We start from the raw sequence: 24867 nt of genomic DNA on the forward strand, positions 1-24867 counted from the left end.
GGTCCATTTTGCCGGAAATGTCTACGCAAGCATCTCGGTTGTCAATCATAAACGATCAAGATCGATCATATTGCACTGCACAATGAAATTATATGAGCGGAAATGATTGACACTGGTGGTTTTCTAGTGCCTCATGACCATGCAGGGAGGAACCATGCACGAAAAAGAGCGCCACAGGATCATTCTGTCCGCCGTCCAGGAAAAGCCTGTGGTGACGGTGCAGGAGATGGTCGACCTGACGGACTCCTCCGAGGCGACGATCCGGCGCGATATCGCGGCTCTTCATGTGCAAAAGCGCCTGCGTCGCGTGCGTGGCGGCGCCGAGGCGATCTCGCCACCGCAGTTCATCGGCCTCGCCGGCCGGCCCTTTTCCGTCAACGAAACGCTTAACGCTTCGCAGAAGCGCGCGATTGCGCGCGAAGCGGTGGAGCTGTGCAAGGACGGCGAACCGATCATCATCAATGGCGGCACCACCACCTTCCAGATGGTGCATTTCCTGACCGGACGCCGCATGCCGATCTTCACCAATTCGTTCCCCATCGCCGAGCACCTGCTCAAGCATTCGAAGAACACCGTCATGCTGTCGGGCGGCACCATCTACCGCGAGCAGAACATCATCCTCTCGCCCTTCGACAATGACGTGACGCGTAATTTCTACGCGCGCCGCATGTTCATGGGCGCTCAAGGGCTCGGGCCGCTTGGCCTGATGGAAGGCGACCCGCTGCTGATCCAGGCGGAGCAGAAACTGATCGACCAGGCCGACGAACTGGTGGTGCTGGTCGACTCATCGAAATTCCGCCAGCGCTCGAGCCTGATCCTGTGCGGGCTCAAGCGCATCGCCACCGTCATCACCGATGACGGCATCGAGGATCGCGAAGCCAACATGCTGGAGGCCGCGGGTGTGACGCTGACCGTCGCCCGCAAGTCGGCAAAGGAAGAATCCTCGCTGCAGGCCTGAGGCCAACCGCAGCGACGATGGAATGCAACGCTCAAGGGAGGAAATACGATGAGCTTTCTGAAGAAATTGATGGTGACGGCCGCGTTCTCGGCCGCCATGTTCGTGAATGCCGCCTATGCCGAGAACGTCAAGATCGCGCTGGTGGTGAAGTCGCTCGGCAACGGCTTCTTCGACGCCGCCAATAAGGGTGCCGAAGAGGCGGCCAAGGAACTCGGCGATGTCGACATCATCTACACCGGCCCGACCAAGGCGACCGCCGAAGCGCAGATCGAAGTGGTCAATTCGCTGATCGCGCAGAAGGTCAACGCCATTGCGATTTCGGCCAATGACGCCGACGCGCTGGTGCCGGTGCTGAAGAAGGCGATGGAGCGCGGCATCACCGTCATCTCGTGGGATTCGGGCGTCGCCAAGGAAGGCCGCCAGCTGCACCTCAACCCGTCCGACACCGGCCTGATCGGCGAGACCATCATCAAGCTTGCCGCCGACTATCTGCCGGAAGGCGGCGAAGTCGCCATTCTGTCGGCTTCGTCGACCGCGACCAACCAGAACGCCTGGATCGACGCGGCCAAGAAAATCCTGCCGGAAAAATTCCCCAAGATCAAACTCGTCGCCACCGTCTACGGCGATGACGATTCGGCCAAGAGCACCGACGAAGCCAAGGGCCTGCTGAAATCCTATCCGAACCTCAAGGCGATCATCGCGCCGACCACCGTCGGCGTCGTTGCCGCTGCCCAGGTCGTCACCGACGCGAACCTGATCGGCAAGGTCAATGTCACGGGTCTGGCGCTGCCGTCGGAGTTCAAGAAGTTCATCGACAACGGTTCCAGCCAGGCGGTTGCCCTCTGGAACCCGATCGACCTCGGCTACTCCGCCGTCTACCTCGCTCATGATCTGGCGGTGAAGAAGGAAGAGGCAAAGCCGGGCGCAACGCTGTCGATCGGCCGCGTCGGCAAGGTCACGCTCGATGACAGCAACTCGGCTGCGATGGCTCCGCCCTTCCAGTTCGACAAGTCCAACATCGAAAAGTTCTCCAAGATCTATTGATCTCGGACCAAGCGCGGCGGGACCAAAATCCCGCCGCGACTTTAAACGGACCTTGTTTCAGGGCTTGATACGGATATGGACACGACAGCCCAGCACGGCATTGCGAAGGAGGAGCCCACGGGTCCTGCCCCGCGCCTGACGCTGTCCGGCGTCTCCAAAAGCTTTCCCGGCGTGCGCGCGCTGCACAATGTCAGCCTGTCGCTTTACCCCGGCCAGGTTACGGCGCTGATCGGTGAAAACGGTGCCGGCAAGTCGACGCTGGTCAAGATCATGACCGGCATCTACCAGCCCGACGCCGGCACGATCAGCATTGACGGCCAGGCCGTCACCCTGCCCAGCGCGCATGCCGCCTTCGGCCACGGCGTCACCGCCATTCATCAGGAAACCGTGCTGTTCGACGATCTGAGCGTCGCCGAAAACATTTTTCTCGGCCATGCGCCGCGCACGCGGCTAGGCACCATCGACTGGCGCACCATGCGAAAACACGCGCGCGAAGTGCTCGACACCATGCATGCCGGCCATATCAACGCCGATGCGCGGCTGAAAGACCTCGGCATCGCCAACAAGCATCTGGTAGCGGTTGCTCGCGCGATGTCGATCGATGCGCAGATCGTCATCATGGATGAGCCGACCGCAGCCCTTTCGATGAAGGAGATCGAGGAGCTTTTCCTGCTGATCGAATTCCTCAAGGAGGAAGGCAAGGCGATCCTGTTCATCAGCCACAAGTTCGACGAGATCTATCGGATCGCCGATCGCTACACCGTGTTCCGCGACGGCGAGATGGTTGGCGAGGGCCTTATAAAGGATGCCGGCCAGAGCCAGATCGTGCGCATGATGGTCGGCCGCTCGGTCGACCACATCTTCCCGCAACGCAAGGCCGAGATCGGCGCGCCGGTGCTGTCTGTATCCGGCCTGTCGCACCCGACCGAATTCAGCGATATCGGCTTCGAGCTGCACGAGGGCGAGATCCTCGGTTTCTATGGCCTGGTCGGCGCCGGGCGGTCAGAGGTGATGCAGGCGATTTCAGGCATCACCCGCATATCGGGCGGCACGATCACGCTGGAAGGCAAGGTGATCACGCCGAAATCGGCGGCGGATTCCATCGAAGCCGGCATCGTCTACGTGCCGGAGGAGCGCGGCAAGCAGGGCGTGGTGATCGGCCTGCCGATCTTCCAAAACGTCTCGCTTCCCTCGCTCAAGCGCACCTCCAAATCCGGCCTGCTGCGATTGTCGGACGAATTCGCGCTCGCCCGCTCCTACACCGAGCGGCTAGACCTGCGCGCCTCGTCGCTGAGCCAGGATGTCGGCACGCTGTCGGGCGGCAACCAACAGAAGATCGTCATCGCCAAATGGCTGGCGACAGCGCCCAAGGTGATCATCCTGGATGAGCCGACCAAGGGCATCGACATCGGCTCCAAGGCCGCCGTGCACGGCTTCATGGCGGAGCTCGTCGCGCAGGGCCTGTCGGTGATCATGGTGTCGTCGGAACTGCCGGAGATTCTGGGCATGTCCGACCGCGTCGTCGTCATGCGCGAAGGGCTGGTTGCGGCGGTCTACGATAATAAGGGGCTGGACGCCGAAACGCTGGTCCGGACGGCAGCGGGGATCGCGGCATGAAGGCTCTCCTTAAATACCGCGAGATCTGGCTGGCAGCGGCGATCGTCGTTTTGATTGCTCTGATCTCGACGCGCTTCCCGGCCTTTGCCGACCCCGGCAATCTCGCCCAGGTGTTCAACGACACCTCGATCCTGATGATCCTGGCGCTGGGACAGATGGTCGTCATCCTGACCCGCTCGATCGACCTGTCGATGGCCTCCAACCTGTGCTTCACCGGCATGGTGGTGGCGATGCTGAACGCCGCGCATCCGGCGATCCCGATCCCGCTGCTGATCGTCATTGCGCTGGCCGTCGGACTGGTGCTCGGCGCCATCAACGGCCTGCTGGTGTGGCGGCTGAACATCCCTTCGATCGTGGTGACATTGGGCACGCTCACCATCTATCGCGGCGCCACCTTCGTGCTCTCCGGCGGCGCATGGGTCAATGCCGACAAGATGAGCCCGGACTTCATCGGCTTCCAGCGCGCAGCTTTCCTGGGCATTCCGGTTCTGTCCTGGATCGCCATACTGGTCATCGCGCTGTTCTTCGTGGTGATGACGCGAACCGCGCTTGGCCGTTCGATCTATGCCATCGGCGTCAACCCGACGGCGTCGGTCTATGCCGGCATCGATGTCGGCCGAACCAAATTCATCGTCTTCTGCATTTCCGGCATGATCGGCGGGCTCGCCGGTTATCTCTGGATTTCTCGTTATGTCATCGCCTCGGTCGAGGTCGCCAATGGCTATGAACTCAATATCATCGCCGCCTGCGTCATCGGCGGCATTTCGATTGCCGGCGGCATCGGCTCGGTCGGGGGCGCGGTGTTAGGGGCGCTGTTCCTCGGCATCATCTCCAACGCACTGCCGGTGATCAACATCTCCCCCTTCTGGCAGATGGCGATTTCAGGGAGCGCCATCATCCTGGCCGTCGTGCTCAACGCGCGCGGCGAACGCCAGCAGGGGCGGATCATCCTGAGGAAGGCGGAGGCGGCATGACCGACACCCCCGCCCCGCGCCACATTCCCGACCGGCTCGACAAGCCGCTCTCCTCGGCGATCTTTTCCTGGGAAGCGCTGCTGGTCGTCGTGGCGGTCGCCATCTTCGCCATCAACAGCTTCGCATCGCCCTATTTCCTCGATGCCTATTCGCTGTCGGACCTGACCTTCAATTTCACCGAGAAAGGCCTGATCGCCTTCGCCATGGCGCTGCTGATCATTTCGGGCGAGATCGACCTGTCGGTCGCCGCCATCATCGCGCTCGCCTCGACCATGATGGGCATGGCGGTACAGGCCGGCGCCGACACGCCGATGCTGGTGGCTATCGGCATCGTCGTCGGGCTCGGTTGCGGCGCCTTCAACGGGCTCCTGGTGACAAGGCTCGGCCTGCCCTCCATCGTCGTCACCATCGGCACGATGAGCCTGTTTCGCGGCATTGCCTTCATCATCCTGGGCGATCAGGCCTACAAAGGCTATCCCGAGAGTTTTGCTTTCTTCGGCCAGGGTTATGTCTGGTGGGTGGTGTCGTTCGAACTGGTGCTCTTCCTCATCGCGGCCGTCGCCTACTGGTTCCTGCTGCATCGCACCAGCTTCGGCCGCCGTGTCTTTGCCATCGGCAACAATCCGGTCGCGGCACAGTTTTCCGGCGTTCGCGTCGGCCGCATCAAATTCATCCTGTTTTGCCTGACCGGGCTGATGGCCGGCATCGCCTCGGTGCTGATCACCTCGCGGCTCGGCTCGACGCGGCCGTCGATCGCGCAGGGCTATGAGCTTGAGGTCATCACCATGGTGGTGCTGGGCGGCGTCAGCATTCTGGGCGGCTCCGGCAGCATTGTTGGCGTCGTGCTCGCCGCCTTTATCATGGGGCTGGTGACCTTCGGCCTCGGCCTGCTCAACGTGCCCGGCATCGTCATGTCGATCTTCATCGGCCTGCTCTTGATCTTCGTCATCGCGCTGCCGATCGTCTGGCGACGGCTGCGCGGTAACAGCTGATGCCCGAGAAATACGCCTTCAAGATGCAGCTCAAACCCGGCATGAAAGCCGAGTACAAAAAGCGCCACGATGAGATCTGGCCGTCGCTGGTGGCGCTGCTGAGAGAGGCCGGCGTTTCCGATTATTCGATCCATCTCGATGAAGACACCAACATCCTGTTCGGCGTGCTGTGGCGGCGGGACGACCATGGCATGGCCGACCTGCCGAAGCACCCGGTGATGCAGCGCTGGTGGGCGCACATGGCCGACATCATGGAGACCAGGCCGGACAACCAACCGGTGGCCATCCCCCTGGAAACAATGTTCCATTTGGCATGAGTGGGCTGCGCCATATCGCCGTCATCGACATCGGCAAGACCAACGCCAAGGTCGCGCTGGTCGATCTCGTCACGCTGAGCGAAGTGGGGTTGCGCCGCATGGCGAACGCGCCGCTGCGGCAAGCGCCCTACCCGCATCACGATGTCGAGTCGCTGTGGAGGTTCATCCTCAACAGCCTTGCCAGCCTCAACCGCGAACAGCGTATCGACGCGATTTCGATCACCACGCATGGTGCGACCGGCGTGCTGGTCGACGCAGCGGGCGAACTGGTGCTGCCTGTCCTCGACTATGAGTTCGACGGCCCCGACAGGCTGGCTACAGAGTATAGTGCGATCCGTCCGCCCTTCATTGAGACTGGGACGCCGCGCCTGCCGCTCGGCCTCAATCTCGGTGCGCAATTCTTCTGGCTTGAGAAGCGTTTTCCCACCGAATTCGCCAGGGCCGCCGCGATGCTGATGTATCCGCAATACTGGGCGCTGCGCCTGACCGGCGTTGCCGCCAACGAGGTGACCTCGCTCGGCTGCCACACCGATCTGTGGAGCCCTTGGGAGGCGGACTTTTCCTCGATGGTCGACAGGCTGGATTGGCGCAGGCTGATGGCGCCGGTGCGGCCGGCCAGGGGCCAGCTCGGCCCGATCCTGCCGGTGCTTGCCGCGCGCACCGGGCTCGATCCGCAGACCCCGGTTTTCTGCGGACTGCACGATTCCAACGCCTCGCTGCTGCCGCATCTCCTGTCCGACGCGCCGCCCTTCTCGGTCGTCTCGACCGGCACCTGGGTGGTGTCAATGGCGGTCGGCCGAAGAGAGATTGCGCTCGATGCTGCGCGCGACACGCTGGTCAATGTCAGCGCGCTTGGCGCTCCCGTCCCCTCGGCGCGGTTCATGGGTGGCCGCGAGTTTTCCCAGCTGACCAAGGACAAGCCGCAGGACTGCAGCGGCAGCGAGGTGCTGGCCGTTCTGACAAAAAAGATGCTGCTTTTGCCTTCTACCCAGCAGGGATCAGGACCGTTCCCGCACCATGCCGCGGCATGGCTTGGTGCCGAGGGCATCAGCAAAGGCGAGCGGTTCGCCGCCATCTCCTTCTATCTGGCGCTGATGACGGCGACCTGCCTTGAGCTGATCGGCGCCGACGGCCCGACCACCGTGGAAGGACCGTTTGCCCGCAACCGCCTCTTTGTCGGCATGCTGGCGGCAGCGACCGCGCGAATCGTCATCGCCTCCGAGGCCGCCACCGGCACCAGCATCGGCGGGGCGCTGCTGGCAACGGATCAGTCCGTGCCACACGGCAAGGGCGAGAGAACTGAACCGCAGACCGACCCGGTCTGGGCGGCCTATGTCACCGCGTGGCGCGCGGCAGTCGACGCGCAAGGCTGATCACAAAATCCGCTTGCCAAAGGCCGACATGACGAAGTTGACGGCGTCGGCGCCAATCCGCGGCTCCAGACCGGCGGTCAGTCCGGAAACATCCATCGACAGCAGGCCGCCGGAGAGCGCGATCGCCTCCATCGCCTGATGTGTCTCGCGCACCGTCAGCCCGCCCGAGCCCGCAGCCCAACCAGCAAATTCGGTCGCCGTCGGCGAATAGCTGACGTGAAAGCCCTGCGTGCCCGACGTCGCGATGCGGATCGCGTCATGCATGAGGTCGCGCATGCCCATGGCGTCGATATCGGTCATGGTGAAGGCCGAGACGCGCGAATCCTTGAGCACCCTCGCCTCGGCAGGATCGGCGTGACGCAGGCCGACGATGACGACATTTTCCGGCGACAGCTGCGGCTGCAGCGCGCCGGGCTTGTGATCGAGACCGAGCGCGCGGGCCAGCACCGAGACTTCAGGCATGTCTTCGGCCTCCTCGTCCTCGGGCATCAGGGCGGCGATGGAATCGATCCAGATCAAGCCGAAGGAATGCGTGGCGCGCGCCGTTGCGGTCAGCGCCTTGTGGGCGATACGGCGATCGGCGCCGGCAGCGAGCCGGATCAAGCCCGAGGGCGGCCGCTCGACGTCGGCGAGTTCGACCACGTCGAAATTCATTGCCTCCAGCCGCGCGCCGGTTCCCTCGCGGGCGATAATCCCGCCGGCTTCCGGTTCGGCCGAGATCGACACCATCTTGCGGCCGGAGAAATCCGCGACGTCGTGCATCGGCGCCTTCTCGACATATTCCGAGGTCATCGCCAGAAGCATGGCGCCATAATTCATGCGGAAGGCGACGCGGTCGCCGACGGTGGGTCGCGGATCGGCATCCTGCACATCGAGCAGCAGATGGTCGCTGGAAGCGCCTAGCACCCTCACCCCTTTGGCGATCGGCGTCAGCCCTTCCACCAGCACGTCCTCGCGGCCTATATTGGCGATGGCGCGCAGCCGGTCGCCCTCGTCGGCGAAGACCGGCTGGTTGCCGAAGGCGTCGTAGCCGGACGTGCCGATCGGCCGCGACGGCTTGAGCTTGACCTCGATGACGTCGCTGGTCAGCCGGCAGGCATCGGGTTCGAGTTCCGGCCATGGCACGTCTCGGAAAGTTTCGACACCGCCTTGCAGGATCGCCTCGCCCACGCGCAGATTGTTGATGCCGGGCGGCAGCTTGCCTTCGAGCAGCAGCGTCAGCGATGACGAGGCGCCGCCGGAAATGAAGTCGAGGCTTTTGCCGGACAGGCGCTCGGTTTTGTAGGCATGGGCGACGAGTTGGCCAAGGTTCTCCGGCGTCGGCATTATGGCGCCGAAGCAGCCGAGATTGGTGCCGATGCCGGCGATGCGCACGCCCTTGAATTGTAGGATCTGCTCGACGGTGGGGATCAGGTCGCTTGGCCAGATGCCTTCGCGGAGATCGCCGAGATCGATCATCAGCATGATATCGTGGACGCGGCCCATGCGCTCGGCAATGCGCGATATCTCGCGGATGGTGGTCAGTTCCGACTGCAGGCTGATGTCGACGGTGCGCACGACCTCCTCTACGCGCGCCATGGGCGGGCTGCGCAGCAGCATGACCGGCGCATTGATGCCGCTGTCGCGCAGCCGGCGGATGTTTTCGAAGCGCGATTCCGCGATGCCGGCAACACCGCCGCGCAGCATGGCCCGCGCCACTTGCGGCATGCCGCATGTGCCCTTCGTAACTCCGAACACCTTGATGCCGGACAGCGCGCAGCGCTCGACGATGGTGCGGGCGTTGCGCTCGATGCGGCCAAGGTCGATAGCGACTTGCGGTCCGGACATTTCGTCACTCAGGGTTTGTAGAATCTGTCAGCCAGATGCATCTTCCAGATCGTCGTACGATATTTGTCAAACTTTGCGCAGTGACGGCCTCAATGTTGGAAACCAGAGCAATTGTATGTGGGCACGTCTTTCGATCGGAGAGGCCGGTGACGCTGGTCGTTCATCATTTCGATGGTGAGTGGCAACTGACCTGCGGCGAACATGATCATCCCGCGGACTGTGGAGATTTCGAAGTTATCGGTCTCGGCCATTTGACCTCCAGGCAGGAAAACTTGGCACAGATTGGCCAGCTTGAGCGCGGATGGCTTGCCGAATGGGTGCACGGCGAATGGACTCGATGCCAACACGACGACTAGAGCTCCCTCAGTTCCCGTAGACCAGCCCTTGCGGGTCGATCTCCGGCTTGCGGCCGGCGACGAGGTCGGCCAGGAACTTGCCCGAGCCGCAGGCCATGGTCCAGCCGACATGGCCGTGGCCGGTGTCGAGGTAAAGGTTCTTGTATTTCGCCTTGCCGATGACCGGCACCGAGTTGGGCATCATCGGCCGCAGACCTGCCCACAACAGCGCCTTCTTCTCGTCGAAAGCGCCAGGGAAAAGGTCTTTGCCGGTGCTCAGCATAGACTTGAAGTCGCTGGGCTTGAAGCTGCGGTCGAAGCCGGTGAACTCGGCTGTCGAGGACATGCGCAGGCGGTTTCCGAGCCTGGAGTAGCCAACCAGCCGGTCCTCGTCGGCGCCGCCCATGGTCGGTCCCTTGCTCTCGTCCTCCAGCGGGATGGTCGCGCTATAGCCTTTAACCGGATAGACGGGCAGGTCGATACCGTAGCGGCGGCCGATCAGGCCGCTCTCGGGGCCCATGGCGATGACGACGGCATCGCCCGTCACCGGGCCGGCCGACGTCATGACCGCACGCACCCAGTCGCCCTCTATGTCGAGCCCCTCGACCGTGGTGTCGAACAGGAATCTGACGCCGAGCTTTTCGGCGGCATAGGCGGCCAGCCCATCGACGAATATCCTGGAATCCCCGGTCTGGTCGATTGGCGAATAAACGCCGCCGGCGATCTTTACCTTCACTCCGGCGAGCCCGGGCTCAAGTTCGACCAGCCGGTCGCGGCCGACGATCTCGATCGGCAGGCCATGCTTTGCCAGAAACTGGTAGTTGTCGGTGCCGGTGTCGAGACTGTGCTGCGAGCGGAAGAAATAAAGAATGCCCTTCTTTCGCTCGTCATAGTGGATGCCGGTGGCGTCGGAGAGCGCGTTGATGCAGTCGCGCGAATAGAGCGCCAGGCGCAGTTTGACCTGGCTGTTGGCGCGCAGGCGCTCCACCGTGCACTGGCGCAGGAAGCGCAGGCTCCAGGCGAGGAAATAGGGGTCGAAGCGCAGCCTGACCTTGATGCCGAGATCATGGTTCCAGAGCGCGCGCAGGAAGGTCTTCAGCGCCGACGGGGAGGCCCAGGCGGTGGCGTCGCCCGGCGACACCAGGCCGGCATTGGACTGGCTGGTGCCGCGCGCCGGCGCCGGATGGCGCTCGATCACGGTGACCTCATGGCCGTCGGCGGCCAGATAATACGCGGCCGCGGTACCGACAACACCGGCTCCAAGCACCGTTATCTTCATGCCACCCCCCAAAGCTCTTCGCGGCACAGCGCCTCCACGCCGCACCGCCAATGCCTTCAATAGCGCTTCGCTGCGCGCCTTGCGAGCCCTCGGAAGTGCCCGGCTCAGCCCCGCGCGGAGTTCTTGCCGGTGAGGATACGCTCCCAGGCGAGTGCATCGGCGACGATCTGGTCGAGGTCGTCGCGTTGCGGGGTCCAGCCGAGTTCGGCGCGTGCAAGGTCCGAATTGGCAACCACGGCGGCGGCGTCGCCGGGGCGCCGGTCGCCCATCTTGACCTCGAAATCCCGGCCGAAGGCGCGCCGCACGCTGTCGATGACCTCGAGCACCGAATAGCCGTGGCTGTAGCCGCAATTGGCGACGAGGCTGCCGCCGCCGGCGCGCAGGCGCTGCAGCGCCAGCCGGTGCGCCGCGGCCAGGTCGCTGACATGGATATAATCGCGCATGCAGGTGCCGTCCGGCGTCGGATAATCGGTGCCGAACACCTGCATGAAGGGGCGTTTGCCGAGCGCGGTCTCGCAGGCGACCTTGATCAGATGCGTGGCGCCAGGCGTCGACTGCCCGGTCCGGCCCCTGGGATCGGCGCCGGCGACGTTGAAGTAGCGCAGCGCCGTGTACCGCAAGGGATGCGCAAGCGCTGCGTCGCGCAGCATCCATTCGCTCATCAGCTTGGACAGGCCGTAGGGCGATTCCGGCGCCAGGCGGGCATCCTCGCGCACCGGCTCCAGGCCGGCGCCGCCATAGACGGCGGCGGTCGAGGAGAAGATGAAATGCGGCACGCCCTCGTGCACCGCGGTTTCGATCAGCGTGCGGGTCTTGGAGGTGTTATTCTCGTAATAGGCGAGCGGGTCGGCAACCGATTCCGGCACCACGATGGAACCGGCGAAGTGGATGATCGCGTCGACCTCGTTATCCCGGATGATCTGGCCGACCAATTCCCTATCGGCGACATCGCCGACGACAAGCTTGGCTTCCGGCGCTACCGCCCATTCGAAGCCGGTGGAAAGGCGGTCGAGAACGACGACGCTCTCGCCGACATCCAGCAGTTCCCAGACCATGTGGCTGCCGATATAACCGGCGCCGCCCGTTACCAAAACCGTCATCCGTGTCCTCTTTTACTCATGATTTATCGGAAACTGTCTCAATCACCGCCTTACTGGAAAGTCTGCGGCAAGGCCATTAGAAACGCCTGAATGTTAAATCCGTAACAGTCTCACCGGCCTGTGGCATCGTACGGAAACAAAATTGATCCACATCAAGGGAATAGGCCACGATCCGGGGTCGTTAGGAACAGGCTTGGGGCGTGGCATTTTGACCAAAACGGCCCGGTGGACGACGAATGGGCCAACGATTATGATCCCGCGCAAAACTGGGAAGGCGACATGAACTATCAGCGGTTCTTCGAGGAAGCGATCGACCAGCTCCACGCCGAGCGGCGCTACCGGGTTTTCGCCGATCTCGAGCGCATTGTCGGCAAGTTTCCGCGCGCTATCTGGCGTTCCAACGGCCGCGCCGAGGAAATCACCGTCTGGTGCTCCAACGACTATCTCGGCATGGGCCAGAACCCCGATGTCATCGCCGCTTTCCAGAACGCGGCCGGCAAGATGGGTTCGGGCGCCGGCGGCACCCGCAACATTTCCGGCACCTCGAACCCGTTGGTCGAGCTTGAGCTGGAACTGGCCGACCTGCACGACAAGGAAGCCGCGCTCGTCTTCACCTCCGGCTTCGTCTCCAACGAGGCCTCGATTTCGACCATTGCGCGGCTTTTGCCCAATTGCCTGATCATTTCGGACGAGCTCAACCATGCCTCGATGATCGAAGGCGTGCGGCGCTCGGGTGCCGAAAAGAAGATCTTCCGTCACAATGACGTCGCGCATCTCGAAAGCCTGCTACAGGCGGCGGGCCGCGAACGCGCCAAGCTGATCGTGTTCGAGAGCGTCTATTCGATGGACGGCGACATTGCGCCAATCAAGCAGATCGTCGAACTGGCCGAACGCTACAACGCCATGACCTATATTGACGAGGTCCATGCCGTCGGCATGTACGGACCGCGCGGCGGCGGCATCACCGAGCGCGAGGGGCTTGCCGACCGCATCGATATCATCGAAGGCACGTTGGCCAAGGCGTTCGGCACGCTGGGCGGCTATATCGCCGGCAACAGCGCCATCATCGACGCGGTGCGCTCCTATGCGCCGGGCTTCATCTTCACCACGGCGCTGCCGCCGGCCGTCGCCGCCGCCGCCACCAGGTCCATCCGCCACCTCAAGCGGTCGCAAGCCGAGCGCGATGCGCAACAGCGCCAAGCGTCGCGGACCAAGGAGGTTCTGTCTGCAGCCGGCCTGCCGGTGATGGAATCGCCGACACACATCGTGCCGGTGCTGGTCGGTGACCCCGAACTCTGCAAGATGGCCAGCGACCGTCTGCTCGGCGTGCACGGCATCTACATCCAGCCGATCAACTATCCGACCGTGCCGCGCGGCACCGAGCGGCTGCGCATCACCCCGACGCCGTTCCATACCGATGCGCTGATTGCGGGACTTCAGGACGCGCTGATCGAGACATGGGATGCGCTCGGCATTCCCTACGGCTCCGCCGGACGGCCCACTGTCGCCAAGAGCGACCGGATTGTGCCGCTGCTTGTGCCGAAGTCGGGCGGCTGAAGCCGCCGCCCATTCACCTCAAACCGTCCTCATCCATCCCGCCAGCCGGTGTGCCGCTTCCTCGAGTTGGTCGAGGCGGCGGTGGAAGCACAGGCGCAAAAACGCCTCTCCGCCAGGGCCGAAGGCGGTGCCCGGCGCCAGGCCGACATTGGCCTTGTCGACGATGTCGAAAGCAGCCCGGCGCGGATCGGTGATGCCGTCGACCGTGAAAAACAAATAGAACGCGCCTTGCGGCACGGTGAAGCGCGCTTTGCCGGTTGCGCCTAGAATATCGCAGACCAGGTCGCGCGCCTTTCGCGCCCGCTCAACCTGTTCGACGATGAACGCATCACCGTGGTCCAGCCCCGCGACGGCGCCGCGCTGCATGAACTGGGCGACGCCTGAGGTCGAATACTGGATCAGGTTCTCGAACACCTGCTGCAGCTCGGGATGGGTCTTGATCCAGCCGACGCGCCAGCCGGTCATCGCCCAGTTCTTGGAAAAGGAGTTGACGAACAGGATGCGGTCTTCCGCGGTCGAAATGTCGAGGAAGGACGGCGCACGGCCGTGGCCGTAGTGGAACAGCGAATAGATCTCGTCGGCGATGATCCACAGGCCCTTTTGGCGGGCGAGATTCAGGATCGCCTGCAGCGTTTCCTTATCGGCCGTCCAGCCGGTGGGGTTCGATGGCGTGTTGACGAACAGCGCCTTGGTGCGCGGCGTCACCGCAGCCGCAATCTTGTCGACATCGCAGGACCAGCCATTGCCCGACTGGTCGAGCGTGACCGCAACCGGGGTAGCGCCGGAAATACCGGCGGCGGCGGCGAAATTCGGCCAGGCCGGGGAGAGATAGACCACCTCGTCGCCGCTGCCGGCGACCGCGGCTAATGCCAACTGAATGGCATGCATGCCGGAACCGGTGGCGATGAATTCCTCTTCGGCGAAGCTCTTGCCGAAATGCCTGGCATAGTAGCGAGAAAGCGCTTGCCTCAACTCCGGAATGCCTTTCTGCCAGGTATAGAATGTCTCGCCATTGGCGAGCCCCTTGGCGGCGGCTTCCGAAATGAAGGCAGGCGTCGGCAAATCGCCTTCACCGGCCCAGAGCGGGATCATGCCCTCGCGCGAACGGCCGTAATTGACGACGGCGACAATGCCGCTTTCGGGGGCGGCCACCGCTTCGGCGCGCAAGCTATCGATCAGGGTCATGAACAGGTCCGTTTTGATGTCTGCTTTGATGCATGTCATTATCCAGAACCGCTGCGCACTTGTGGGCGACATGCATTGGCGGATGCTCTTAGCAGATGCGGCAACAGAAAACCCCGGCCGCGAACGACCGGGGTTTTGGTCCAGAAATCTGGCCTTATCTATTTCCTGGCGAGGAGATCGCGAATTTCGGTGAGCAAAGCGACGTCGGCCGGTGGCGGAGCCGCAGGTGCGGCCGGCTTCTCCCGCTCGAGCCGCTTGCGCATGTTGTTCACGGCCTTGACCATCAGGAAGATGATGAAAGCCAGGATGACGAAATTCAGCGCCACGGTGATAAAATTGCCGTAGGCGAACACCGCGCCTTCCTTACGCGCGTCGGCAAGATTGGTCGAATGCACTGTTGATGAGAGGCCTATGAAGTAGTTGGAAAAGTCGACGCCACCAAGTGCGCCGATGAAAGGCATGATGATGTCGTTGACAAGAGAATCGACGATCTTGCTGAAGGCCGCGCCGATGATGACGCCGACCGCAAGGTCCATCACATTTCCTTTGGAAATGAATTCCTGGAATTCTTTCAGCATTCGACCCTCCTTGTCATGACGGACCGCGCTGCCGCCGTCCCTCCGGCGTCGGCCCGTGCGCACCATAACAAAAACCTGCGGTTGCAACAGAAGCAAAAGCTGGAAAACACCGCTTTCTCCTTACCTTGGTTCACGGTTCGACAGGGCAGCGTCGCGACCATGCGCCGAAAGCCGCGATGGACTTGACCTTAGAGCTGTGATTGCCTCTGGGCAGGCCGGGGTGAAAGCTGGCCGAGGAGGATTTTCGGGCCGTGCAGGGCTGGTTCATCGTCATCATTGCGGTCGCCTATGTAACGCTGCTGTTCGTCATCGCCAGCCTCGGCGACCGGCGTTCAACGGCGTTGGGACCCGGCCGCGCCCGGCCCTTCATCTATGCGCTCAGCCTCGCCATCTACTGCACCTCCTGGACCTTCTTCGGCTCGGTCGGCCTGTCGTCCGAACGCGGCCTCGAATTTTTGGGCATCTACACCGGGCCGGTGCTGGTGTTCGTGTTCGGCTTTCCGCTGCTCAATCGCATCGTGCGGCTGGCCAAGAGCGAGAAGATCACCTCGATCGCCGACTTCCTCGGCGCGCGCTACGGCAAGAGCTTTGCCGTCTCGGCGATCGCCACGCTGATCGCCACCATCGGCGCGGTGCCCTATATCGCACTGCAACTGAAGGCGATCTCCGGTTCGGTCGGCCTGATGGTCGAGCATTATACGGGATCGCCGCCCTCCTTCGATCCCTTCGTCAGTGACATCTCGCTGGTGGTGGCCATGCTCTTGGCGCTGTTTGCAGTGCTGTTCGGCACCCGCCATGCCGACGCCACCGAGCACCAGGACGGGCTGGTGCTGGCGGTGGCGGTCGAAACCGTGGTCAAGCTCGCCGCCTTCCTGGCGATCGGCCTGATGGTCACCTTCCTGATCTTCGGTGGCCCGGGCGACATGATCGACAAGCTGGCCGAAAACAGCCAGGTGCGGCAAGCCATGGGCTACAACACCTCGCTCGCCACCTGGCTGGTGCTGACTTGCCTGAGCGGCTTTGCCATCATCATGCTGCCGCGCCAGTTCTACGTCACCATCGTCGAGAACCGCGGCGAGGCCGAACTGCGCACCGCGACCTGGGTGTTCCCGCTCTATCTCGTGGCGATAAACCTGTTCGTGCTGCCGATCGCCTTCGCCGGCCTGGCGCTGGTCGGCACCAAAACCACCAGTGACCTCTATGTGCTGGCGCTGCCCTTGTTCGGCGGCCATGACTTCCTCGCCATGGCCGCCTTCATCGGTGGGCTGTCGGCGGCGACCGCCATGGTGATCGTCGAAAGCGTGGCGCTGTCAATCATGATCTCCAACGACCTCGTCATCCCGCTGTTCGTGCGCCGCCTGCTCAAGACCACGACCTCGGAGAATGAGGATTGGTCGACGCTGATCCTCAACGTGCGGCGCGGCGCCATCTTCATCCTGTTGTTCATTGCCTTCCTCTACTACCGCGAAAGCACCAACGCGGCGCGGCTGTCGTCGATCGGCCTGATGTCGTTCGCGGCAATCGCCCAATTCGCGCCGGCGCTGATCGGCGGGCTGATCTGGCGCGGCGCCAATGGCCGCGGCGCGGCCCTTGGCATGGTCGCCGGCATCCTCGTCTGGGGCTATACGCTGCTTTTGCCGTCGCTCTCGGCAGCCGACGCGGACATCGTCGTGCAGGGGTTGTTCGGTTTCGAGGCGCTGCGGCCGCAGGCTCTGTTCGGCACCGTCGCCGAACCGTTGAACCACGGCGTGCTCTGGAGCCTGTCGGTCAACACGCTGTTCTTCGTGCTCGGCTCGCTGTCGCGCGCGTCAGTGCCGCTGGAGCGGATCCAGGCGTCGATCTTCGTGCCGCGCGAATCCGGCCCGATGCCCAGCCTGCGCCGCTTCCGCACCGCCATCACCGTCAATGTGCTGAAAGACACCATCTCGCGCTACCTCGGCGTCGAGCGCACCGAGCGCTCCTTCCAATCCTTCGAGAAAAGCAATGGCGTCTCGCTGCACGGCAATGAGCAGGCCAGCATGGATGTCATCCGCTTTTCCGAGCAGCTGCTGGCGAGCGCGGTCGGCTCGTCTTCGGCGCGGCTGATCCTGTCGCTGCTGTTTCGCCGCAACGACCGCGAGTCCAAGGACGCCTTTCGCCTGCTCGACGACGCCACCGAAGCGCTGCAGCACAATCGCGACCTGCTGCAAATCGCGCTCGACCAGATGGAGCAGGGCATCACCGTATTCGACCGCGATTTTCGTCTGATCTGCTGGAACAGACAATATCGCGCGCTGTTCGACCTGCCCGACGAGATGGGCCAGGTCGGCGTCTCGCTCGACCGCATCCTGCGCCACCTCGCCGAGCGCGGCGATATTCCGGCCGACCAGCGCGTGGCGATGCTCAACCGGCTGACCAGCTTCGTCAGCCCATGGCAGATGGAGTTGAAGACCAGTGGCCGTATCCTCGAACTGCGCTCCAACCCGATGCCGGACGGCGGAATCGTCGCCACCTATGCCGACATATCAGGACGCGTCGAACAGGATTTGGCGCTGAAGCGGGCCAATGAATCGCTGGAGCAGCGGGTCAAGACGCGGACCATCGAACTGACTAGGGTTAACGAGGAGTTGACCCGGGTCAATGAGGAGCTGGCGCAGGCGCAGATGCTGGCCGAGGAGGCCAATCTGGGCAAGACGCGCTTCCTCGCCGCCGCTGGCCACGACATCCTGCAGCCGCTGAACGCCGCCCGTCTCTACTGCTCGTCGCTGATCGAAAAGGCCGGCAAGGGCCCGGCCGGCAAGGCCGCTATCAACATCGAATCCTCGCTGGAATCGGTCGAGACGATCCTGGGCGCCGTGCTCGACATTTCCCGCCTCGACGCCGGCGCGATGAAACCGGACGACAGCGCCTTCCGCCTGGACGGGCTGCTGCGCCAGATCGGCAATGATTTTCAGCCGCTCGCCGCCGAAAAGAAACTCGATCTGACGATCATGGCCTCGTCGCTCAGCGTGATGACGGACCGCAACCTACTGCGCCGGCTGATCCAGAATCTGGTCTCCAACGCCATCAAATACACCCCCCATGGCCGCATCCTGGTCGGCGTGCGACGGCGCGGCGAACTCGCCGAAATCCAGGTGATCGACACTGGCATCGGCATTGCCGGCGACAAGCTGAACACGGTCTTCAACGAGTTCACCCGGCTGGATGAAGGCGTGCGCGAAGCCGAAGGTCTCGGCCTTGGCCTGTCCATCGTAGACCGCATCGCGCGGGTACTGCGGCTCGAGATCCAGATCTTTTCCAACCCGGGCAAGGGTACGCGCTTTTCCGTTATCCTGCCGGTTGCGGCGGTTGAGGCGCCGCGGCGCGAGGTCGAGCCGAAGGCGCCTGCCCGCACCGCGAATTCGCTGGCCGGCCTGCGCGTCATGTGCATCGACAATGACCCTCGCATTCTCGATGGCATGCGGCTTTTGCTCGAAGGCTGGGGCTGCAGCGTCGGCACGTTTTCGGGTTCGGAGGATTTTGGCAGGGCCGATCGTCCCGACATCGTGCTTGCCGACTATCATCTCGATGGCAGAAGCGGCCTCGACATCATCGCGCGCCTGCGTGACATCCATGGTTCCGACCTGCCGGCCGTGCTGGTCACCGCCGACCGCTCCACCGAGGTCCGTGCCGCTGCCGCCGCGCTCGACGTGCCGGTAATCAACAAGCCGCTGAAGCCGGCGGTGCTGCGCTCGATGATGGCCAGGGTCAGGCCGCTGGCCTCGGCGGCCGAGTAGGGTTCAATGCATGTCGCCCAGAAGTGTGCCCCGGTTCTGGGACCACGACATGCATCGAACAAGAGCTAAAGCGGGTCGCATGAATCCGTTCAGCGCGATGCGCTTTAGCCTGCTGGCTGCAACGGATCGCTGCCGATCTTGGACAGCTGGATCACCGCCTGGGTGCGGCTGTCGACGCCGAGCTTTTGCAGGATGGCCGAGACATGCGCCTTGACCGTCGCTTCGGAGACGCTGAGTTCGTAGGCGATCTGCTTGTTGAGCAGGCCTTCGGCCAGCATGCCGAGGACACGCGTCTGCTGCGGCGTCAGCGCCTGCAGCCGCTTGATCAGGTCGGATATTTCGGGGTCGCGCTCGACGCCGAGGTCGATGCCGACGGGTGCTGCGATGTCGCCGGCCAGCACCGTCTGCACGGCGCTGCGAATCTCTTCCATACTGGCCGATTTGGAGATGAAGCCGGACGCGCCGAGATCGAGCGCGCGCCGGATGGTCACCGGGTCGTCATGTGCCGACACCACCACCAGCGGCACCGCCGGGTGGATGCCGCGCAGTGCGATCAGACCGGACAGGCCGCTGGCGCCCGGCATCGACAGGTCGAGCAGCACCAGGTCGACATCCTCATTGGCCACGACCAGGACCTTGGCGCTTTCGAAATCGCCGGCCTCGTGAATGGCTGCGACATCACCAACGCCGGCAAGCGCCTCTTTCAGCGCGCCGCGGAAAAGCGGATGGTCGTCGGCGATGACGAAGGTGTAACCCGACGGCAAATGTTCCTCCCCAAATCCCTTATTGATTATCGGCTTTTACGGGGACCGGACGATTATGCGGCGAAGCGCTTTGTCTTCATGCGGCAATGGCCGGACGGGGCATTCCCCGCCGGGCAGTTCAGGTCTTTTGCGAATTGAGATTGGCGCCGTCATCCTTGTCCATTTCCTTGACGATGCCCATGAAGCCGCGCAGCATGCGCTCCATATAGCTCATCGTCTTGTCGAAATCCTCCTCGCTCGGCAGCTTCGATTCGAGGCGGGCGGACAGCGAGTTCTCGAGCTTGGCGACGCGTTCGTCCATTGCTTTCATCGAGGCCTGCAAACGGTCGACTTCCTCCTGGAAGGCGGCGCGTTCGTCGGCGGCCATCTTGCAGATGAGCTGGCCGGAGCGCTCCTCGCAGATCGACATGGCGCCGGTCCGGGTGTCCATACGGACATAACCGTTGGCGGATTTTTCCAGCCGGTAGCGGTCGGTCTCTTCGGACCAGGCCGATGCCGCAACCAGCGAGACCAGTGCGGCGGGGATCAGTATGTGCTGCAGACGCATGTTCCATCCTCCACGAGCCAGTATGCGCAACCTATCACAGCTTTGCGCCGTAAATGCGGACGAGTTGCCCTTCCCCGCATGAGCCATCCGGACCAGAGCGGGTCGCCGTTCCACGGCGCTCCGCTCTATCTCCTTGTTTTAACGCAATTCCGGGCGGAAAACCGCTTCACACTTTTCCTGGAATTGCTTTATAGCGCAACAATGTCTCAGATCATCTACAAGATCGCGCCCGAAGCCCTTTGGCGCGAGGCCGAGAAAAACGGCCGCTTCACCGGCGCTCCGATCGACGTCGCCGACGGCTTCATCCATTTCTCCACTGCTGATCAGGCCAGGGAGACGGCGGCGAAGCATTTCGCCGGCCAGACGGATTTGCTGCTGATCGCCATCGACGGGGCGCTGCTCGGTGACCCGCTGAAATACGAGGTCTCGCGCGGCGGCGCGCTGTTTCCGCATCTCTATGGCGTGCTCGACATGAACGCCGTGCTGTGGGTGAAACCATTGCCGCTCGGCGCTGATGGCGCACACCAGTTTCCGGCGCTGGAGGCCGAATGAGCGTGTTCGATCGCATCGGCCAGAAACTGCTGTTCACCTTCGATCCGGAAACGGCGCATGGCATGTCGATCGCGGCGCTGCGATGCGGTCTGCCGGTCGGCGCGCGGACGGTGCGCGACGACAGGTTGAAGCTCAGCCTCTGTGGCATCGCCTTCCCCAATCCGCTCGGCATGGCCGCAGGCTATGACAAGAATGCCGAGGTGCCTGACGCGCTGCTTGGCCTCGGCTTCGGCTTTGCCGAAGTCGGCACCGTGACGCCGCTGCCGCAGGCCGGCAATCCGAAGCCGCGCATTTTCCGGCTGGCTGAGGATGATGCGGTGATCAACCGGCTGGGTTTTAACAATGAGGGCCACGAAGCGGCCGAGATGCGCCTTGCCGCGCGCAAGGGACGCGTCGGCATCGTCGGCGTCAACATCGGCGCCAACAAGGACAGCGCCGATCGTGTCCATGACTATGAGCTCGGCGTCTCCCGCTTTGCGAAATACGCCAGTTATCTCACCGTCAACATCTCGTCGCCCAACACGCCCGGCCTGCGCAACATGCAGGCGCGCGAACAGCTCGGCGAACTTCTGGCTCGCGTCATATCGGCCCGTGGCTCGGCATCGGCCCAGCCACCAATCTTTCTCAAGGTCGCACCCGATCTGGTCGAGGCCGAGCTTGAAGACATCGCCGCCGAAGTGACCGAAAAGCAGATCGACGGCGTCATCGTCTCCAACACGACGCTCTCGCGATCCGGATTGCGTAGCCCAAGCGGCGCCGGCGAGACCGGCGGTCTCTCGGGAAAACCGCTGTTCGAGCGCTCGACCATCGTGCTCGCCAAGATGCGTCGGCTGCTCGGGCCGGATCGCGCCGTCATCGGGGTCGGCGGCGTCGATTCCACTGATGCCGCGCTGGAAAAGATCCGCGCCGGCGCCGATCTCGTCCAGCTTTACACCGGCATGATCTATGCCGGGCCGGCACTGCCGGGCCGCATCCTTGCCGGGATGGTGCGCTTTGCCGACAAGGAGCGGCTGAAATCATTGCGCGAACTGCGCGACAGCCGGCTCGATCAGTGGGCTGCCAAGGCGCTCTAAAAAGCCGTGCGCAGCCTGAGCCGCAGGATGGCCAGCAGGCTGAAGCCGCGCACCAGCAGGAAAACGTGCAGCGCCGCCCACAGGCCGCGATTGCCGAGAGACGGCGCCAAGCTGAACAATGCGGCGCTGAAGGCCAGGAACGACACCAGCATCATGTTGCGCATGTCGCGCGACCACGTGGCGCCGATGAAGACGCCGTCCATCTGGAAGGCCAGCACGCCGCTCATCGGTGTCAGTGCCGCCCACGGCAGATAGATGTCGGCAGCAGCACGAACGTCCTGCGACGTGGTGATCAAAGAAATCAGGCCGGCGCCGCCGAGCCAGAAGATCAGCGTCGCGGTTCCGGCGAGGCCGAACCCCCAGAACAAGGTCAGACGCACCGCCCGGCGGAACGCCGTCTCGGCGCGTGCGCCGATCGCGCGTCCCGCCAACTGCTCGGCGGCTGTGGCAAAACCGTCGAGGAAATAGCCGGCGACGAGAAAGAAGTTCATCAGCACGGCATTGGCGGCCAGCGTCAGCGTGCCGAACTGCGCGCCCTGGCGGGTGAACAGCGCGAAAGCGGCGAGCAGCGAGAACGAGCGGATCATGATATCGCGGTTGAGCGACAGCATGCGCAGGAAAGCGGGCATGTCGAGCAGGCGATGCCGCGGCAGGCGGGGTGCGGCCCGGAACCGCCAGACAACGATGGCGAGACCCAGCAGCATGGCCAGACATTCGCCGGTGACGGTCGCCCAGGCCACGCCGGCGACGCCCCAGCCAAGCTTCAGGCCGAGCAGGATGCAAAGCACGATGTTGATGCCGTTGAGCACCGCCTGCAGCATCAGCCCAAGCCCGCCCTCGCCGCGTCCAAGGACATAGCCGAGGATGGCGTAGTTGATCAGCGTGAAGGGGGCGGCGAGCATTCTGATGTGGATATAGACGCCCATCGCCTCGCCGACGCGCGCTTCGCCGCCGATGAATTTCTGGCCGGCGATGGCGATCAGCGGCGCAAGGGCGACAAGCACGATGCCGGCGGCGACCGCGATCAGCACGGCGCGCCAGAACACCGCCTGCTCCTCGGTTTCGTCGCCGCGCCCAAACGCCTGGGCGACGAGGCCGGTGGTGCCGGAGCGCAGGAAATTGAAGGTGCTGAAGACCACGTCGAAGACCAGGGCCCCGGCCGCCAGGCCGCCGAGCAGGGCGGCATCGCCGAACTGCCCGACCACCGCCGTGTCGACGATGCCGAGCAGCGGCGTCGTCAGATAGGCGAGCGTCATCGGCACGGCGATGGCGAGCACCGAACGGTTGGTGACGGCGAAGGGTCTCGCGTCGGCTGGGGTTGCACCCGTGTCCAGGGGATTGCTGCCTTGCTGGTTGCGGCTTGATCGAACAGCCGATGTGCCCCATTTTCCCGCCACCGCGCAATCACTCTTGCCGTGACGGCCAACCGAAATGTTCTTCTGGCGCGAGCCCGCCGGATCCCAGTACTGGTTTTAAGCAATTCCCAAAGGGAAGCGCTACGCGCTTCTCCCGGGAAAACCGCTGCACACTTTTCCTGGAATTGCTTTAGCCATGCCCCTGCAGATCGTCCATCATCCCGACTACGATGCCGGCTTCGCCGTCAATCATCGCTTTCCGATGAGCAAATATCCGCTGCTGATGCAGGCCTTGCATATCAGGGGTCTGATCCATACCGGGGCGCTGTCGCTGCCCGAGCCGGCGCCGGCCTCCTGGCTGAAGCTCGCCCATGCGGCTGATTATGTCGACCAGGTCATCACGTGTTCAGTGCCTGAAAAGATCGAGCGCGAGATCGGCTTTCCCGTGGGACCGCGCGTTTCGCTCAGGGCGCAACTCGCCGCCGGCGGCACGGTGCTGGCGGCGCGACTGGCGCTTATCAATGGCATTGCCTGCAACAGCGCCGGCGGCAGCCACCATGCGCGGCGCGCGCAAGGCGCGGGCTTCTGCACCTTCAACGATGTTGCCGTCGCTTCGCTGGTGCTGCTAGCCGAAGACGCGGTGAAAAACATCCTGATCGTCGATCTCGATGTGCATCAGGGCGACGGCACCGCGGACATCCTGAAAGACGAGCCACGCGCGTTCACCTTTTCCATGCATGGCGAGCGCAATTATCCGGTGCGCAAGATTGCCTCCGATCTCGACGTTGCCCTGCCGGACGGCACCGGCGATGGCGCCTATCTCGAACGGCTGGGTGTCCTCCTGCCGGAGCTCTCGGCCAAGGCGCACTGGGACATCGTCTTCTACAATGCCGGTGTCGACGTGCATGCCGAGGACCGGCTCGGCCGGCTGTCGCTCAGCGATGACGGCGTGCGTGCCCGCGACGCCATGGTGATCGGTCATTTCCGCGCGCTGGGCATCCCGGTCTGCGGTGTCATCGGCGGCGGCTATTCGACCGATGTCGCAGCGCTCGCCGCGCGCCACGCCATCCTGTTCGAGGTGGCGTCGTACTTTGCCTGAGTGGCCTTTGGTTTGAGCATGATCTTTTCCGAAAACCGGTTGCCACTTTTCGGGATCATGCTCCGCTTCACTTGCGGTAGTTCGCGACCCTGAGCAGGATGAACACCGGCACGACGATCGCGGCGCCGAGCAGGATATAGCCCAAGAAGCGATAGACCGCGTTGAAGCCAAGATTCCACAGATCGATGAAGAAACCCTGGATGCGGTAGAAGACGTCCATCGGCGTCCAGCCGAACGCATTCATGACCAGGCCGACGAGGAACGACACGACCAGCAGCTTGATGATCACCCTGACGGGCGAGTCACCGAGAAAGCGCGTCACTGTGGACAAGGGCCTGCCTCCAGATTGGTGTGCCCGGATTCGGGGTACAAACCCACGAATACGCACTTGCTGCGCCCGCATCAAGGCAGGCGGACCGGCGCAATCGGTCGGGTTTCCAACAGCCGTTTCCGAAGAGCTGTCCAAGGGCGATTGCCCGAAGCATGCCCATCATGATATCGAGAGACCGACGCGGGTATGATGTAATGGTAGCTTGTCAGCTTCCCAAGCTGAACGCGAGGGTTCGATTCCCTCTACCCGCTCCAG

The 24867-nt window shown here is 63.4% G+C and carries 22 protein-coding genes and 1 tRNA gene; 14 read left to right on the forward strand and 9 right to left on the reverse strand.

The annotated features are described in order from the left end of the window. Nucleotides 1-154: 154 nt before the first annotated feature. The 7 genes from NKI32_RS28485 to NKI32_RS28515 all read left to right on the forward strand — a co-directional run bounded on the left by NKI32_RS28485 (nucleotide 155) and on the right by NKI32_RS28515 (nucleotide 7275). The gene (locus NKI32_RS28485) at nucleotides 155-958 is read left to right on the forward strand and encodes a DeoR/GlpR family DNA-binding transcription regulator (protein ID WP_353004703.1); all 804 of its coding nucleotides are present in this window, start codon (nucleotides 155-157) and stop codon (nucleotides 956-958) included. Nucleotides 959-1006: 48 nt separating this feature from the next. Next, nucleotides 1007-2002 (forward strand): rhamnose ABC transporter substrate-binding protein, encoded by a 996-nt coding sequence (rhaS, locus tag NKI32_RS28490; protein ID WP_023669661.1) that lies wholly within the window; start codon nucleotides 1007-1009, stop codon nucleotides 2000-2002. Between the two features lie 75 nt (nucleotides 2003-2077). Beyond that, complete coding sequence (locus NKI32_RS28495; protein WP_023730989.1) at nucleotides 2078-3619, forward strand: sugar ABC transporter ATP-binding protein; 1542 nt, start codon at nucleotides 2078-2080, stop codon at nucleotides 3617-3619. Then, on the forward strand, nucleotides 3616-4593 hold the full coding sequence (locus NKI32_RS28500; RefSeq protein ID WP_023745314.1) for an ABC transporter permease: 978 nt from the start codon (nucleotides 3616-3618) through the stop codon (nucleotides 4591-4593). Before NKI32_RS28495 ends, NKI32_RS28500 begins: the two co-directional genes overlap by 4 nt. After that, on the forward strand, nucleotides 4590-5585 hold the full coding sequence (locus tag NKI32_RS28505) for an ABC transporter permease (RefSeq protein WP_353004705.1): 996 nt from the start codon (nucleotides 4590-4592) through the stop codon (nucleotides 5583-5585). The genes NKI32_RS28500 and NKI32_RS28505 overlap by 4 nt, the downstream gene beginning before the upstream one ends. Then, nucleotides 5585-5902 (forward strand): L-rhamnose mutarotase, encoded by a 318-nt coding sequence (gene rhaM / locus NKI32_RS28510; protein ID WP_352858793.1) that lies wholly within the window; start codon nucleotides 5585-5587, stop codon nucleotides 5900-5902. Before NKI32_RS28505 ends, rhaM begins: the two co-directional genes overlap by 1 nt. Next, complete coding sequence (locus NKI32_RS28515; RefSeq protein WP_353004707.1) at nucleotides 5899-7275, forward strand: FGGY-family carbohydrate kinase; 1377 nt, start codon at nucleotides 5899-5901, stop codon at nucleotides 7273-7275. Before rhaM ends, NKI32_RS28515 begins: the two co-directional genes overlap by 4 nt. Here the strand turns inward: NKI32_RS28515 and NKI32_RS28520 are convergent, their stop codons facing one another. Continuing rightward, nucleotides 7276-9102 carry an alanine racemase gene (locus NKI32_RS28520; protein WP_353004709.1) on the reverse strand — a complete coding sequence of 609 codons (1827 nt, stop codon included), beginning with the start codon at nucleotides 9100-9102 and terminating at the stop codon, nucleotides 7276-7278. 146 nt (nucleotides 9103-9248) lie between these two features. Between NKI32_RS28520 and NKI32_RS28525 the strand changes: the two genes are divergently transcribed. Beyond that, a complete protein-coding gene (locus NKI32_RS28525; RefSeq protein ID WP_031203497.1) occupies nucleotides 9249-9458 on the forward strand; it encodes a hypothetical protein in 210 nt (69 codons plus the stop codon). 7 nt (nucleotides 9459-9465) lie between these two features. On the opposite strand, the gene NKI32_RS28530 is transcribed toward NKI32_RS28525, so the two are convergent. Together NKI32_RS28530 and galE are read right to left on the reverse strand one after the other, a co-directional pair. Then, complete coding sequence (locus NKI32_RS28530; protein ID WP_353004711.1) at nucleotides 9466-10716, reverse strand: D-amino acid dehydrogenase; 1251 nt, start codon at nucleotides 10714-10716, stop codon at nucleotides 9466-9468. 104 nt (nucleotides 10717-10820) lie between these two features. Beyond that, nucleotides 10821-11816 (reverse strand): UDP-glucose 4-epimerase GalE, encoded by a 996-nt coding sequence (gene galE, locus NKI32_RS28535; protein WP_023730982.1) that lies wholly within the window; start codon nucleotides 11814-11816, stop codon nucleotides 10821-10823. A 279-nt stretch (nucleotides 11817-12095) separates the two neighbouring features. Between galE and hemA the strand changes: the two genes are divergently transcribed. After that, on the forward strand, nucleotides 12096-13373 hold the full coding sequence (gene hemA, locus NKI32_RS28540; protein WP_353004713.1) for a 5-aminolevulinate synthase: 1278 nt from the start codon (nucleotides 12096-12098) through the stop codon (nucleotides 13371-13373). 18 nt (nucleotides 13374-13391) lie between these two features. On the opposite strand, the gene NKI32_RS28545 is transcribed toward hemA, so the two are convergent. After that, nucleotides 13392-14558: a pyridoxal phosphate-dependent aminotransferase gene (locus tag NKI32_RS28545; protein WP_353004715.1), complete on the reverse strand. Its 1167-nt coding sequence runs from the start codon at nucleotides 14556-14558 to the stop codon at nucleotides 13392-13394. A 158-nt stretch (nucleotides 14559-14716) separates the two neighbouring features. Beyond that, nucleotides 14717-15136: a large conductance mechanosensitive channel protein MscL gene (mscL, locus tag NKI32_RS28550; RefSeq protein ID WP_023681933.1), complete on the reverse strand. Its 420-nt coding sequence runs from the start codon at nucleotides 15134-15136 to the stop codon at nucleotides 14717-14719. Nucleotides 15137-15387: 251 nt separating this feature from the next. On the opposite strand from mscL, the gene NKI32_RS28555 reads away from it, so the two are divergent. Beyond that, a complete protein-coding gene (locus NKI32_RS28555) occupies nucleotides 15388-18891 on the forward strand; it encodes a PAS domain-containing hybrid sensor histidine kinase/response regulator (protein WP_023807731.1) in 3504 nt (1167 codons plus the stop codon). Between the two features lie 104 nt (nucleotides 18892-18995). On the opposite strand, the gene NKI32_RS28560 is transcribed toward NKI32_RS28555, so the two are convergent. Next, nucleotides 18996-19655, reverse strand: coding sequence for a response regulator (locus tag NKI32_RS28560; protein ID WP_023669647.1), 660 nt, complete (start codon nucleotides 19653-19655; stop codon nucleotides 18996-18998). A 118-nt stretch (nucleotides 19656-19773) separates the two neighbouring features. Continuing rightward, the gene (locus tag NKI32_RS28565) at nucleotides 19774-20202 is read right to left on the reverse strand and encodes a hypothetical protein (protein WP_023692522.1); all 429 of its coding nucleotides are present in this window, start codon (nucleotides 20200-20202) and stop codon (nucleotides 19774-19776) included. Between the two features lie 201 nt (nucleotides 20203-20403). On the opposite strand from NKI32_RS28565, the gene NKI32_RS28570 reads away from it, so the two are divergent. Together NKI32_RS28570 and NKI32_RS28575 are read left to right on the forward strand one after the other, a co-directional pair. Beyond that, nucleotides 20404-20754 carry a DUF952 domain-containing protein gene (locus tag NKI32_RS28570; RefSeq protein WP_023692523.1) on the forward strand — a complete coding sequence of 117 codons (351 nt, stop codon included), beginning with the start codon at nucleotides 20404-20406 and terminating at the stop codon, nucleotides 20752-20754. Next, nucleotides 20751-21827 carry a quinone-dependent dihydroorotate dehydrogenase gene (locus NKI32_RS28575; RefSeq protein ID WP_353004717.1) on the forward strand — a complete coding sequence of 359 codons (1077 nt, stop codon included), beginning with the start codon at nucleotides 20751-20753 and terminating at the stop codon, nucleotides 21825-21827. Before NKI32_RS28570 ends, NKI32_RS28575 begins: the two co-directional genes overlap by 4 nt. On the opposite strand, the gene NKI32_RS28580 is transcribed toward NKI32_RS28575, so the two are convergent. Next, a complete protein-coding gene (locus NKI32_RS28580; RefSeq protein ID WP_353004722.1) occupies nucleotides 21824-23161 on the reverse strand; it encodes an MATE family efflux transporter in 1338 nt (445 codons plus the stop codon). The two genes, NKI32_RS28575 and NKI32_RS28580, sit on opposite strands and share 4 nt — an antisense overlap. Nucleotides 23162-23378: 217 nt before the next feature. On the opposite strand from NKI32_RS28580, the gene NKI32_RS28585 reads away from it, so the two are divergent. Next, nucleotides 23379-24281, forward strand: a complete 903-nt coding sequence (locus NKI32_RS28585) for a histone deacetylase family protein (protein WP_353004719.1) — start codon at nucleotides 23379-23381, stop codon at nucleotides 24279-24281. Between the two features lie 67 nt (nucleotides 24282-24348). Here the strand turns inward: NKI32_RS28585 and NKI32_RS28590 are convergent, their stop codons facing one another. After that, nucleotides 24349-24612: a DUF6460 domain-containing protein gene (locus NKI32_RS28590; protein WP_023669641.1), complete on the reverse strand. Its 264-nt coding sequence runs from the start codon at nucleotides 24610-24612 to the stop codon at nucleotides 24349-24351. A gap of 180 nt (nucleotides 24613-24792) precedes the next feature. On the opposite strand from NKI32_RS28590, the gene NKI32_RS28595 reads away from it, so the two are divergent. Then, nucleotides 24793-24866 (forward strand) — tRNA-Gly (locus NKI32_RS28595). The last annotated feature ends 1 nt before the right edge of the window (nucleotide 24867 follow it).

This window comes from Mesorhizobium sp. M0761 (assembly GCF_040320205.1).
Classification (GTDB): domain Bacteria; phylum Pseudomonadota; class Alphaproteobacteria; order Rhizobiales; family Rhizobiaceae; genus Mesorhizobium.